Genomic DNA, 12,771 nt, shown 5'->3' on the forward strand with positions numbered 1-12,771 from the left:
GCGTTCCGGCGTTGTTCCACACCGGGCAGACGGGCATCGGCGCGGGCGTCCCCGGCGGGGGCGGGATCCGGCTGAAGTACGGCAATCCCATGCTGGTGGACGACGTGGCCGTGGACTTCCCCGAGCTGCGGATCATCCTGGCCCATCCGTCGTTCCCGTGGCAGGACGAGGCGCTGGCCGTCGCCACGCACAAGCCGTATGTCTACATCGATCTGTCGGGGTGGTCGCCGAAGTACTTCCCGCCGCAGCTCGTGCGGTACGCCAACACGTTGCTGAAGGACAAGGTGCTCTTCGGCTCCGACTATCCGGTGATCACGCCGGACCGCTGGCTGGCCGACTTCGACAAGCTCGAGATCAAGCCCGAGGTCCGCCCGAAGATCCTGAAGGACAACGCCGTACGCCTGCTCGGGCTCGGCACCGGAAAAGGCGCGCAGGACGGCTCCGCGGAAGGGACGGCAGGCACATGACCATCACGGTGAACGGGCTCGACGAGATCAGGGCGCTGGCCGGCAAGGATCTCGGCCACAGCGGCTGGCTGGGGATCGCCCAGGAGCGGGTGAACACCTTCGCCGACGCCACCGACGACCACCAGTGGATCCACGTCGACCCCGACAGGGCCAAGGACGGCCCGTTCGGCGGCACGATCGCCCACGGCTACCTCACGCTCTCCCTGGTCATTCCGCTGTTCAACGAACTGCTCGACATCCAGGGCGTGAAGATGAGCATCAACTACGGCCTGGAGAAGGTCCGCTTCCCCAGCCCGGTCAAGGTGGGCAGCAGGATCCGCCTCGCCGCCGCCGTCGTCTCCGTCGAGGACGTCCCCGGCGACGGTGTCCAGATGCTGCTCGACTTCACCGTCGAGATCGAAGGTGCGAACAAGCCGGCCTGCGTCGCCCGGGCGATCTACCGGCACTACGCCTGACACCCCGCACCTGACACCCGGCGGCTGAGGGCCGTTTCCGCCGGGCGACCCGGCGACCGCCCCGGTCGCCGGGTCGCCCGCGTTTGTTCTCATCCACAAACCTGCCCCTGACTCTCCGTTGTTGCACCAATTGCCGGTTTAGTCCGGTTGCGTGCAGACTTGCCGATCCATAGGCCCCTGACCTGGGGCTTCGCGGCGGAGAGAAAGGATCAGGTATGAGCGTGCCCCGGGGGCCCGTCGATTCCTCACGGGTTCCGCGATTCGCCGGACCGGCCACCTTCGCGCGGCTGCCGCGGCTGGAGGAGGTCGAGCACGCCGATGTGGCGGTCGTGGGCGTGCCGTTCGACAGCGGGGTCTCCTACCGCCCAGGCGCCCGGTTCGGCCCATCGGCCGTCCGCGAGGCCAGCCGCCTGCTCCGGCCCTACCATCCGGGCCTGGACGTCTCGCCGTTCGCCGAGATGCAGGTGGCGGACGCGGGCGACATCGCGTGCAACCCGTTCGACATCCGCGAGGCGGTCGAGACCGTCGAGGAGGCCGCCTCCGGGCTGATGGAGGGCGGCACCCGGCTGGTCACGATCGGCGGCGACCACACGATCGCGCTGCCGCTGCTGCGGGCGGCCGCCCGGCGGCACGGCCCGGTCGCGCTGCTGCACTTCGACGCGCATCTCGACACCTGGGACACCTACTTCGGGGCCGAGTACACCCACGGCACGCCGTTTCGCCGGGCGGTCGAGGAGGGCATCCTCGACACCGAGGCGGTGTGCCATGTCGGCACCCGCGGCCCGCTGTACGGCAAGAAGGACCTCGACGACGACCGCCGGCTGGGTTTCGGCATCGTGACCAGCGCCGACGTGATGCGCCGTGGCGTGGACGAGGTCGCCGGCGCGCTGCGGCAGCGGATCGGGGGCCGCCCGCTCTACCTCTCGATCGACATCGACGTGCTCGACCCGGCGCACGCGCCCGGCACCGGCACTCCCGAGGCCGGCGGGCTGACGAGCCGGGAACTGCTGGAGATCCTGCGCGGCCTTGCCGGCGCCGATCTGGTCGGCGCCGACGTCGTGGAGGTCGCGCCCGCCTACGACCACGCCGAGATCACCTCCGTCGCGGCCTCCCACGTGGCCTACGACCTGATCGGCCTGCTCGCACTCAAGGAGGAGAAGTGAGCGACACGAACGCGACGAAGAGGCTCCCCGCCGCCTTCGCATGGTCCCCGAAGGGCTGGCCCTCCGAGCGTGCCTTCGGCACGCCCGGCGCGGCCGAGGTGTGGTGCTACACCGACCGGTTCTCGTACTTCCCGGGGGAGACCGTCCGCTTCCATCTCAGCGCGAGCGTCCCGTCCTTCGACCTGGAGGTGGTCCGCGACGGGCTGGAGCCGCGCGTCGTCTGGTCGCGCGAGGGGCTGTCGGCGGGCCGGTTCGAGGCGCCGGCCGACGCCCACGCGGTCGGCTGCGGCTGGCCGGTGGGGCTGGAGCTGGAGATCCCGGACGACTGGCGGAGCGGCTTCTACATCGTCACCGTGCGCGCGGTCACGCCGTCGGGCGAATTGTGGGAGCGCGAGCACTTCTTCGTGGTCAAGGCGCCGGCCGGGCGACGTTCCCCCGCCGCGCTCGTGCTGACCACGGGCACGATGCTGGCCTACAACGACTGGGGCGGCGCGAACCACTACCGCGGCCTCGGCGACGACCCGCGTTCCGACAACGGATCGCCGCTGGCCTCGACGCAGCGCCCGATCGCCCGGGGCATGATCCGCAAGCCGGCGGGCGCGCCCCGGGAGGCCAACCCCGGCACGCTGCCGATCAACGGCGCTCCCCGCTACCCCTCGTACGAGTGGGCGCGCCTGTTCGGGTACAGCCGCCACCACGCCGACGCGTTCTGGGCGACCTACGAGCGGCACTTCGTGGTGTGGGCCGAGCGCAACGGCTACGAGATCGACTACCTGACCCAGCACGACCTGCACTTCGACCCCCACGCGCTGGACGGCTACTCCTGCGCCGTCGTCGCCGGGCACGACGAGTACTGGTCGTGGCGCATGCGCGACACGGTCGACGCGTTCGTGGACGCCGGCGGCAACCTGGCCAGGTTCGGCGGCAACTACCAGTGGCAGGTGCGGCTCAGCGACGACGGGACCACGCAGTACTGCTACCGGCTGCCGTCGCTCGACCCCGAGGCGGCCGAGACGCCGCACCTGGCCACCACGGTGTGGGAGGCGAAGTCGGTCGGACGGCCGGGCGCCACCACCATCGGGCTCAACGGCCTCGGCGGGATCTACAACCGCTACGGCGTCGCTGCTCCCCGCTCGTCGGGAGGCTTCACGGTCTACCGGCCGCACCACTGGGCGTTCGAGGGAACCGACCTCTACTACGGCGACCTGCTCGGCGGGCCGCCGTACTTCCTGGCGGCCTTCGAGCTCGACTCGGTCGAGTACACCTTCCGGCGCGGCCTGCCGTACCCCACGTTCGAGGACGGCGCCCCGGAGACGCTGGAGATCCTGGCTCTCGCCCCGGCCGTACGCGGGGAGGAGGACCGCTTCGGCGGCCGGGTGCCGATCGGCGGGCCGGAGGAAGAGGTCTACAACTACAACGCGGACCTCGGCGACGACCTGCCCGGCTACGTGCACGAGGGCGAGATGCGGGGCGCCGGGATGATCGCGGCGTTCACGCGCGGCGACGGCGAGGTCTTCAACGGCGGCACCACCGAGTGGTCCCACGTGCTCAGCCTCGGCGACCCCTTCGTCGAGCGCATCACCCACAACGTCCTGCGCCGCTTCGGTCTGCGCGGTCGCGTCGAACACCAGGGGGTGGCGTCGTGAACGACCGGCGGACCCCGGTGGGCATCGACGCCGTCCGCGCGATCACGGCGGAGAACGGCGAGCGCTTCGTGCCCCCGCTGAGCGACTACCATCTGCTGTCCGCCGAGTGGACGGAGGCGGAGTTCCGCGTCTTCGGCGGCGGCGCGAGCGCGTTCACCGGCGGTTTCTGGAGAGGCGAGCCCGGTGCCGTGCGGTTCGACTCCTGGCCCTACGACGAGATCTGCTTCGTCCTCAAGGGCCGTGTCGCCGTAGAGGACGAGTCCGGGCGGCGCAAGGAGTTCGGCCCGGGGGAGTCGTTCCACATCCCGCAGGGCTTCCGCGGCGACTGGATCACCCTGGAGCCGAGCGAGAAGGTCTTCGTCGCGGTCAGCCGCTGAGCTCCCCTTTCCCGCCTTCGGGCCCCCCTTCCTCCAGCCCCGAGCCGACCCGCAGTAAGGAGCACACACACCATGCCAGGTCATCCCCCCGGGAGCTCCGCGAACGCGCCCGACTCCCTGGCCGGCGACGCCATGGGGACCAAGGATCTCGTCTTCACGGTCCTGGCCGCGCTGGCCCCGCTGACGCTCATCGTCGCGGTCGCCCCCCTGCACTTCCTCAAGGGCGGCGCCGCCGTCCCCGGCGGCTACCTGGTCGCCGGGGTGGTCATGGCGCTGTTCGCCGTCGGTTTCATGACCATGAGCCGCTACGTCCGCAACGCGGGAGCGTTCTACGCCACCATCTCGCGCGGCCTGGGCAAGCCGGCGGGCTCGGGCGCGGCGATGCTCGCCGTCGTCGCCTACAACGCCCTGCAGATCAGCACGTACGGCGCGCTCGGTGTGTACGCCAACGAGACGTTCAAGAACTACTTCCACCGTGACGTGCCGTGGTGGGTGTTCGCGATCGTCGGCCTGATCTTCGTGGGGTGGCTCGGATATCGGGGCATCCACACCAGTGCCCGGATCCTCGGGACCCTGCTGGTGCTGGAGACGGTCGTGCTCGTCGTGCTGGCGGCCTACGTCCTGGCGAAGGGCGGCGCCGGTGACTGGTCCGCCGAGTCGTTCGCGCCCAGCAGGGTCTTCGACCCGGGCAACGGGGCGATGTTCGCCCTGGTCGCCGGGGCGTTCATGGGCTTCGAGGCCACCGCGATCTTCAGTGAGGAGGCGCGGGGCGGCATCCGTACCGTCCGCCGGGCGACCTACATCGCGGTCGGGTTCATCGCCGTCTTCTACGCCTTCATCACCTGGGTCATCGTGATGGCCTACGGCGTCGACAAGATCGGGCCCGCGGCCGAGGCCGACCCGGTCAACCTCGTCGTCACCGTCTTCGACAGGTATGTGCCCGCCCCGATCACCGAGGTGATGCACATCCTGCTGCTGACCAGCGCGTTCGCCGCGCTGCTCGCGCTGCACAACGCGGCCAACCGCTACTTCTACGCGATGGGCCGCGAGGGTCTGCTGCCGCGCGCGCTCGGCCGCACCCACCCGCGGACCAAGGCCCCCCTGGCGGCCGGCCTCGTGCAGACCGTGCTGGCGGCGGTGGCCGTCGTCGTGTTCGCGGTCTTCGGGATCGACCCCTACCTGGGGCTCCTGCTGTGGGGCAGCGCGCTCGGGTTCATCGGGATCATCTGCCTGTGGGCGTTCTGCTCCCTGGCGATCATCCGCTTCCTGCGCCGGCAGGCGCCCGAGGCCGGGATCTTCCGCACCACGATCGCTCCCGGGCTCAGCTTCGCCGCCCTGGCCGTGGTGCTCTTCCTCGTCCTGAGCAACCTGCCGCTGCTGACCGGCGCCGGCACCACCACCAACATCCTGATCGTCGGTCTCGGCGTGGCCGCCGTCGTCGCCGGCGTGACCAGGGCCCTGTATCTGCGGGCCCGCGCACCCCGGCTCTACGCCGGACTGGCCCAGACGTCCGTCGACGAACCGCCCGCGGGGCGGAGAGAGCCCGCCATCGGAAATGCCTGATCACGACACGTCATCGCCCGGCGGCTGCCGGGGCTACCTGCCGCTCGACCTGGCCGGCGTGCTGAACGCGCCGCGTTCGGTCCTCGACGACGGCGACTCCTGTCCGCTCGGGCCGCGTACGCTCTACGGCCTGCCGTTCCTGTTCGGCGACGAAGGGAACGCGGGCGCGGCCCTGCTGCGCGTGGGCGGGCCCGACCCGGCGACGGTCACCGTGGCGGTGGACCGCGCGTTCACGTGGATGGTGGTCGCCCACGCCCTGGAGTCCCCAGACCTGTTCGACGGGCAGATGGCCGGTCAGCTCTGCGGGCACTACACGCTCGTCTACGACGACGGGACCACCGAGCGGCTGCCGGTGCGCCAGCGCCTGGAGATCGGGCCCACGCCCCGGCTGTGGAGCGACCGCGCCATTCCGCTCGACTGGGGGCAGACCCCGTTCCTGGCCGTCCCCGACGCCCAGCACCGGCTCATGCCGCGCACCCACGGGCGTTTCGACGCCGCCGGGGCCCGGTTCGTCGACATCGACGACCCGCAGGCCCGGTCGCCGTACGTCCTGCCCTACCGGTTCTACCTGTGGCCCTGCCGCAACCCGCGCCCGGGCGCGACGGTCCGTGCCCTGGAGATCCACTCGGGGGGCCCGGCCATCCTCGTCGGCGCGCTGACCACCAGCGAGCTCGACGAGGACCCCTTCGGGCGTACGGTGTGGCGCGACGTCCTGCTCGACCTCGACCCGCCGGTGGGGCCGATCTCGGAGGACCTGGCGGTGACCGTCGACCGGGGCTCGGCGACCTACGTCTACTCCCGTACGGCCGGCGCCGCCGAGGGCACACCGGCCTGGGGGACGCCCGTGGAGGAGCACCACCAGGGCTACGTACGGGTCGCGGCCACGCCCTCGGCGCGGCTGACGCTGACCCGCGGGGAACACGTGATCAGCGCCTGCGGGTGGGGCGAGCTGCTCGCCGCCGGGCGGCACGACGACGGAGGGGTCAGCTGGCGGGTCCCCGACGCCGGGCGGGCCTGGGTGCGCACCACGGTCAGGGACGCGGCCACGGGTGAGCCGGTCCCGTGCCGCATCCACTTCCGGTCCGCCGACGGCGTGCCCTACCCGCCCCACGGTCATCACGGGCACATCAACTCCGACGGCAACACCTGGAACCTCGACATCGGCGGGGACGTCCGCCTCGGCACCACGACCTACTCCTACATCGACGGCACGTGCGAGGGCTGGCTGCCGCTGGGGGAGGTCACGGTCGAGGCGGCTCGCGGGTTCGAGTACGAGCCGCTGCACACCACGGTCACCATCCGGCCGGACCAGGCCGAGCTCGACCTGACGCTGGCCAGGGTGACGGACCTGGCCGCCGACGGCTGGTACAGCGGCGACACCCACGTGCACTTCGTCTCGACACTCGGCGCGGAGCTGGAGGCCCGCGGCGAGGACGTCCGGGTCACCAACCTGCTGCTCAGCCAGTGGGGACACCTGTTCACCGGCACCGAGGAGTTCACCGGGCACCCGCACACCTCCCACGACGGGCACACGCACGTGTTCGCCGGCCAGGAGAACCGCAGCGGCATGCTCGGCCACATCAACCTGCTCGGCCTGCGCCGCCCGATCATGCCGTGGTGCACCGGCGGCGCCGAGGAGTCGGAACTCGGCGGCGGCCTGGAGACCACGCTGTCCCACTGGGCCGACGAATGCCACGAGCAGGGCGGCACCGTCGTGCTGGCGCACTTCCCCGTGCCCAACGGCGAGGCCGCGGCCCTGCTCGCCACCGGCAGGCTCGACGCCGTCGAGATGATCGCCTACGACCCCTACAACATCCAGGAGTACTACCGCTACCTCAACGCCGGCTACCGGATCACCCTGGTGGGCGGCACAGACAAGATGAGCAGCGAGGTGCCGATCGGCCTCATCCGCACGTACGCGCACGTGCCGGCGGACGAGGAGTTCGACTACTGGGCCTGGTGCCGCGCCGTCCGGGAGGGCGCGACCTTCGTCACCAGCGGGCCGCTCCTGTGGCTCGGCGTGGACGGCCGCCGGCCGGGCGAGGACGCCCGCGTGCCCGCGAGCGGCACCGTACGCGTCGAGGCCCGCGTTCGGTCGATCTTCGACGTCGACCGGCTCGAGATCGTGGTCAACGGCCACGTCGTCGCCGAGCGCCGGATCGACACTCCCGGCCGCACGCTCGAACTGACCGCGGACGTGCCCGTGACCGAGGACAGCTGGATCGCCGCACGTTGCTACGGGCCTGGCGCCGGCGTCGCCCGCCACCACGACGTGTGGGCCAGGCCGATCATGGCGCACACGTCTCCGGTCTACCTGCGCACCGGCGGGGAGTACGCCCGGTTCGACGCGGCCACGGTCGACCACATGCTGAACCTCGTCGACGGCTCCCTCGCCTACATCGACGAGCGCAGCAGGCGTCTGTGGCCCGGCCAGGTCTGCCATCGGCACAGGCAGGAGGATCATCTGGCCTTCCTGCGCGCGCCGTTCCTGCAGGCCCGCGAACTGCTGCGGGAGCGCCGGGCCGCCACCTGATCGGCGCCCCCCGCGCGATCCCGTACGGCTGCCGCCCGGGTCGCTCCACGGGTGGGCGGCAGCCGTCCTGGTCCACGCCAGAGGTCGGCCATGGCTGTTCGGCCACCGGCGTTCACCGCAGGGTGAGCGGGGTCTCGAATCCGAGGTGCGGCCTGCTTGACGCCGCCGCCGTCGCTCACCAAGACGACCTCGGGAGCGAGCACGTCAAGCAGGCCCTGCAGGTCGCCGGCTTCGAGCGCGCGCCGGAACGCCTCCAGGGCCGCCCGGGTCTCACCGGAGGAGACGGCCTCGCGGGGGCGGCGGGCGTCGACATGCCGCCGGGCGCGGTAGGCGATCTGGCGGACGGCCGCGGGGCTCTTGCCGACGGCGGCCGCGATCTCGTCGTAGCCGACGTCGAAGGCCTCGCGCAGCACGAAGACGGCGCGCTCGGTCGGCGACAGCGTCTCGAGGACGAGCATGAGCGCCATCGACAGACTCTCGGCGAGCTCGACGTCCTCGGCCGCGTCCGGCGCGGTGAGCAGCGGTGTGCTTCATGCTGCGCAGGCGGTTGAGGGACTGGCGGGTGGTGATTCGAATCAGGTAGGCGCACTGGTCGTGCACCTGCTCCACGTCGGCCTTGACCCATCGCAGCCAGGTCTCCTGGAGGACGTCTTCGGCGTCGGCCGCCGATCCGAGCATCTCATACGCGACGGTGAAAAGCAGGTTGCGGTGGGCGAGGAAGGTCTCGGTCGCCGGGTTGCCGGCATGGCCGCTCATGTCTCGGTTCTTCTCCTCCGCGACCGGCCCTGTCACCGATCTTCCTGGTCGAGCTTTCCCTGAGCCTCCCTCGAAAGGTCCTGCCAGTCGGCCCAGGTCTTGAGCCGGTCGGCGTAGACCTGCTGGAGCATCGGGTAGAAGCCCTGCCCGAAGAGCACCCGCAGGGGCGGGTCGTCGGAGTCGGCGATCTTGATAAGTGCCCGGGCCGCGGCGGCCGGATCGCCGGCGGGCTGCTTTCCCATGACCCCGGCGAGGCGCCGGCGGAGGCCGTCGTAGGCCGGGTCGGCCTCGGCCACGTGACCGTTGTCGAGCGGATCGGGGTTCTTGCCGGACCTGGTGGCGAAGCCGGCGGGCTCGATCACCGTCACCTTGACGCCGAAGTCGGCGACCTCGTGGGCGAGGGTCTCGTTCAGGGCTTCCAGGGCCCACTTGGAGGCATGGTACGCACCGCCCAGCGGCATCGCGCCGGGTTGTGTGTCTAGGGGGTGAAACAGCAGACAACCGCAGAAAGAACGGAAAGTCATCATGAGCAAGGTCTGGTTCGTCACCGGTTCGTCCCGCGGTCTGGGCCGCAACTTCGTCGAGGCCGCACTGTCCCGCGGTGACAAGGTGGCCGCGACCGCGCGGAACACCGCGAGCCTCGACGAGCTGGTCGCCGCCACGGATATAACAGCCGCCGAATGTGACCTGCGTCTCTCGGGCACGCGTGGCACAGCACGCCTGTGGCCCGTGGGTGCCGCGACCGGACAGGGTAGGTCGGAAGGGAGGCCGAGGGCCGGGCACGCGTGCGCCCGGACCGGGCTGCCCGGATGCATATTGGGCAAAGTCTTGACCTCCGTTAGAAATCTGCCTAACCTCCGGACGAGAAGGCGAGAGTCTCAACTCGCTCCCGGACGAGGAGCTCGGTCATGCCGAACCTGTCAGTCGCACCCCCCAGCCCGCTTCAGCTCCGCCGCGCGGTGACCTCCAGCTTCCTGGGCAGCGTCATCGAGTACTACGACTTCCTGCTGTACGCCACGGCGTCGGCAGTGGTCTTCAACAAGGTCTTCTTCTCCTCCCTCGACTCGGTCACCGCGACGGTCGCCAGTTTCGGCACGTTCGCCACGGGCTACCTGGCGAGGCCGCTCGGCGGCGTGATCTTCGGTCACTACGGCGACCGGCTGGGACGCAAGCGCATGCTCGTCCTGACCATGACCCTGATGGGCGTCGCCAGCTTCCTCATCGGCCTGCTCCCCACCTACGCGCAGATCGGCAGCCTCGCGCCCATCGCACTCATCGTGCTCCGGGTCCTGCAGGGTGTCGCCGTCGGCGGCGAATGGGGCGGCGCGGTGCTGATGTCCGCCGAGCACGCGACCCGCAGGCGCGGCCTGTGGGCGAGCTTCACCAACGCCGGAGCCCCCTTCGGCATGGTGCTGTCCACGGCGGTGCTCAGCGGCACGGCCGCCGTCATGGACGAGCGGGCGTTCCTGAGCTGGGGCTGGCGGGTGCCGTTCCTGATCAGCATCGTGCTGCTGGCGGTCGGTCTTTTCGTCCGGCTGCGGGTCGAGGAGACCCCGGTGTTCGAGGCCGCCGGGAAACGCGCATCGCGGCTGCCGCTGCTGGACGTGTTCCGCGACCACCCGAAGGCCCTCCTGCTCGGGGTCGGCGTCGGACTGTCCGCCTTCGTGGCCCAGGGCACCCTCACCACCTACCTCATCGCGTACGGTGTGCGAGCCGGCTTCGCCAGGCAGGCGGTGCTGAACGCGCTCACGCTCTCGTCCGCGCTGGCCGTCCTCGGCATCGTCGGCTGGTCGGCGCTGTCGGACCGGGTCGGGCGCCGGCCGGTGGTGCTCGTGGGCGCGGTGCTCATGGCGGCGTACGGCTTCGCGCTCTTCCCGATGGTGGACTCCGGCAGCACGGCCGTGCTCGCCCTCGCGCTCGTGCTCGGCCAGTCGCTCATCCATCCGCTGATGTACGGCCCGCTCGCGGCGTTGTACACCGAACTGTTCGCCACCGGGAGCCGCTACACGGGAGCCTCGCTCGGCTACCAGATCGCCGGGCTCGGGGCAGGTCTCGCGCCGCTGCTGTTCGCCCAGCTCGACGCGTCGACCGGCGGCGGGACGACGACGATCTCGGTGATCATCGCGGCCTGCTGCCTGCTGACCGTGGTCTGCGTCCTGGCGCTGCGCGAGACCAGCCGCCAGGACCTGACCTCGGTCACTTCCGCCGCGCCCGCGTCCGGTCGCGTCGCCGACACGGCGAAACCGTCCTCCGCCTGACGAGGAGTGCCATCCATGCGCAACGCCGGACTGGGAGGCTGGCCGGCCCGCAGGGCCCAGATGAGCCCGGACCGCACCGCGTTCGTCTACGCGGACCGGCCGCTCAGCTACGCGGAGGTCCACGAGCGGACGACGAGGCTCGCGTCGCGGCTGCGTGACGCGGGGGTGCGGGCGGGGGACCGGGTCGCCTACCTCGGTCCCAACCACGTCGCCTTCGCCGAGACGATGTTCGCCACCCACGTGCTCGGCGGGATCTTCGTCCCGCTGAACTTCCGGCTGGCCGCGCCCGAGATCGCGTACATGCTCGAGCACTCGGGCGCGTCCGTCCTCGTCTACGGGCCGGAGTGCGCGACGGTGGTCCGCGATCTCCCCGGCTTCCCGAGTCTGCGCACGGTCGTGGCGCTCGAGTCACCGGCGGAGGGGGAGCGGCACTACGAGACGTGGCTGTCGCAGGGCGACCCCACGCCGATCGACATCCCGGTGGCGCTCGACGACATCGCCCTCATCCTCTACACCTCCGGCACCACCGGACGGCCCAAGGGTGCCATGCTCAGCCACGCCAACCTGGCGTGGAACTGCTTCCACATCATGATCGGCGTGGACGTGACGAGCACCGAGGTCACGCTCATCAGCGCGCCGCTGTTCCACGTGGCGGCCCTGAACCAGACCCTGCTGCCGACCTTCCTCAAAGGCGGCATCTCGGTCATCATGCCGTCATGGGATGTCGACCGGTGTTACGACCTCATCGAGAGGCACCGGGTCACCTGGATGTTCGGGGTCACCGCGATGTTCGCCGCGTTGGCGCGGTCGCCCCGGTGGCCCGGCGCCGACCTGTCCTCGCTGCGCACCCTCATGTCCGGGGGTGCGGCCATCCCCGTCGCGTTGATCCGCGCCTACCAGGAACGGGGCCTGGTCTTCTGCCAGGGCTACGGGATGACCGAGACCGCGCCGGGTGCGACATTCCTGGAGGCGGGCGAGAGCGTGCGCAAGGTGGGCTCCGCCGGGGTGCCGGTGTTCTTCGCCAACGTGCGCGTGGTCCGGCCCGACCTCACCCCCGTGGCGCCCGGCGAGCCGGGCGAGGTGCTCGTGCAGGGGCCTAACGTCACCCCCGGCTACTGGCGCGATCCGGAGGCGACCGCCGCCGCGCTGACCGAGGGCGGCTGGTTCCACTCCGGAGACATCGCCACCGTGGACGACGAGGGCCACCTCTACATCGTCGACCGGGTGAAGGACATGTACATCTCCGGCGGGGAGAACGTCTACCCGGCGGAGGTCGAGGGCGTGCTCTTCGAGCACCCGGCCGTGGCGGAGGCCGCCGTGGTCGGGGTGCCCGACGACACGTGGGGCGAGGTCGGCCGGGCCTTCGTCGTGCCGCGCCCCGGCGTGGCCGTCACCCCCGGCGAGGTGCGCGACTTCCTCCGCCCCCGGCTCGCGAAGTACAAGATCCCGGTCTACGTCGACGTCGTCGACGCGCTGCCGAAGACCGGTTCCGGCAAGATCCGCAAACCCGACCTGCGCCGGCGGCCCCTGCCCGCCGGCCCCGAGGAGTGACT

Annotated in this window: 11 protein-coding genes and 1 pseudogene; 9 read left to right on the top strand and 3 right to left on the bottom strand. The window is 71.2% G+C overall.

All coding sequences use genetic code 11. The annotated features are described in order from the left end of the window. The 7 genes from HHX35_RS38085 to HHX35_RS38115 all read left to right on the top strand — a co-directional run. On the top strand, window positions 1–467 hold a 467-nt coding region (locus HHX35_RS38085; RefSeq protein ID WP_182903457.1), incomplete at its 5' end, for an amidohydrolase family protein. Then, window positions 464–922, top strand: coding sequence for a MaoC family dehydratase (locus HHX35_RS38090; protein ID WP_182903458.1), 459 nt, complete (start codon window positions 464–466; stop codon window positions 920–922). The genes HHX35_RS38085 and HHX35_RS38090, both read left to right, overlap by 4 nt. Before the next feature lie 215 nt (window positions 923–1,137). Beyond that, the gene (speB, locus tag HHX35_RS38095) at window positions 1,138–2,085 is read left to right on the top strand and encodes an agmatinase (protein WP_182903459.1); all 948 of its coding nucleotides are present in this window, start codon (window positions 1,138–1,140) and stop codon (window positions 2,083–2,085) included. Then, complete coding sequence (locus tag HHX35_RS38100; protein WP_182903460.1) at window positions 2,082–3,731, top strand: N,N-dimethylformamidase beta subunit family domain-containing protein; 1,650 nt, start codon at window positions 2,082–2,084, stop codon at window positions 3,729–3,731. The genes speB and HHX35_RS38100 overlap by 4 nt, the downstream gene beginning before the upstream one ends. After that, window positions 3,728–4,108, top strand: a complete 381-nt coding sequence (locus HHX35_RS44930; protein WP_220506361.1) for a cupin domain-containing protein — start codon at window positions 3,728–3,730, stop codon at window positions 4,106–4,108. Before HHX35_RS38100 ends, HHX35_RS44930 begins: the two co-directional genes overlap by 4 nt. Window positions 4,109–4,180: 72 nt before the next feature. Then, window positions 4,181–5,671, top strand: a complete 1,491-nt coding sequence (locus tag HHX35_RS38110; RefSeq protein WP_182903461.1) for an APC family permease — start codon at window positions 4,181–4,183, stop codon at window positions 5,669–5,671. Continuing rightward, the gene (locus HHX35_RS38115; RefSeq protein ID WP_182903462.1) at window positions 5,664–8,204 is read left to right on the top strand and encodes a CehA/McbA family metallohydrolase; all 2,541 of its coding nucleotides are present in this window, start codon (window positions 5,664–5,666) and stop codon (window positions 8,202–8,204) included. Before HHX35_RS38110 ends, HHX35_RS38115 begins: the two co-directional genes overlap by 8 nt. Here HHX35_RS38115 and HHX35_RS44185 read toward each other — a convergent pair. The 3 genes and pseudogenes from HHX35_RS44185 to HHX35_RS38125 form a co-directional block, all read right to left on the bottom strand. Continuing rightward, window positions 8,132–8,671, bottom strand: coding sequence for a sigma factor-like helix-turn-helix DNA-binding protein (locus HHX35_RS44185; protein ID WP_259405782.1), 540 nt, complete (start codon window positions 8,669–8,671; stop codon window positions 8,132–8,134). The two genes, HHX35_RS38115 and HHX35_RS44185, sit on opposite strands and share 73 nt — an antisense overlap. A 127-nt stretch (window positions 8,672–8,798) precedes the next feature. Beyond that, window positions 8,799–8,960, bottom strand: a pseudogene (locus tag HHX35_RS44935) (sigma factor); the annotation flags it as partial. Between the two features lie 32 nt (window positions 8,961–8,992). Continuing rightward, a complete protein-coding gene (locus HHX35_RS38125; protein WP_259405783.1) occupies window positions 8,993–9,421 on the bottom strand; it encodes an SDR family NAD(P)-dependent oxidoreductase in 429 nt (142 codons plus the stop codon). 447 nt (window positions 9,422–9,868) lie between these two features. Here HHX35_RS38125 and HHX35_RS38130 point away from each other — a divergent pair, with 447 nt between their 5' ends. Both HHX35_RS38130 and HHX35_RS38135 read left to right on the top strand, forming a co-directional pair. Then, window positions 9,869–11,218, top strand: coding sequence for an MFS transporter (locus HHX35_RS38130; RefSeq protein WP_182903463.1), 1,350 nt, complete (start codon window positions 9,869–9,871; stop codon window positions 11,216–11,218). A gap of 15 nt (window positions 11,219–11,233) precedes the next feature. Then, window positions 11,234–12,769 carry a long-chain fatty acid--CoA ligase gene (locus HHX35_RS38135; RefSeq protein ID WP_182903464.1) on the top strand — a complete coding sequence of 512 codons (1,536 nt, stop codon included), beginning with the start codon at window positions 11,234–11,236 and terminating at the stop codon, window positions 12,767–12,769. Window positions 12,770–12,771 lie beyond the last annotated feature (2 nt).

Origin of the sequence: Microbispora sp. H10830 (genome assembly GCF_014161375.1) — a bacterium.
Classification (GTDB): Bacteria; Actinomycetota; Actinomycetes; order Streptosporangiales; family Streptosporangiaceae; genus Microbispora; species Microbispora catharanthi.

Coding starts and splice junctions, on each gene's coding strand:
- HHX35_RS44185 (WP_259405782.1), bottom strand. CDS start 8,671: ATGGCGCTCATGCTCGTCCTCGAGACGCTGTCGCCGACCGAGCGCGCC.
- HHX35_RS38135 (WP_182903464.1), top strand. CDS start 11,234: ATGCGCAACGCCGGACTGGGAGGCTGGCCGGCCCGCAGGGCCCAGATG.
- HHX35_RS38110 (WP_182903461.1), top strand. CDS start 4,181: ATGCCAGGTCATCCCCCCGGGAGCTCCGCGAACGCGCCCGACTCCCTG.
- HHX35_RS38125 (WP_259405783.1), bottom strand. CDS start 9,421: ATGCCGCTGGGCGGTGCGTACCATGCCTCCAAGTGGGCCCTGGAAGCC.
- HHX35_RS38115 (WP_182903462.1), top strand. CDS start 5,664: ATGCCTGATCACGACACGTCATCGCCCGGCGGCTGCCGGGGCTACCTG.
- speB (WP_182903459.1), top strand. CDS start 1,138: ATGAGCGTGCCCCGGGGGCCCGTCGATTCCTCACGGGTTCCGCGATTC.
- HHX35_RS38090 (WP_182903458.1), top strand. CDS start 464: ATGACCATCACGGTGAACGGGCTCGACGAGATCAGGGCGCTGGCCGGC.
- HHX35_RS38130 (WP_182903463.1), top strand. CDS start 9,869: ATGCCGAACCTGTCAGTCGCACCCCCCAGCCCGCTTCAGCTCCGCCGC.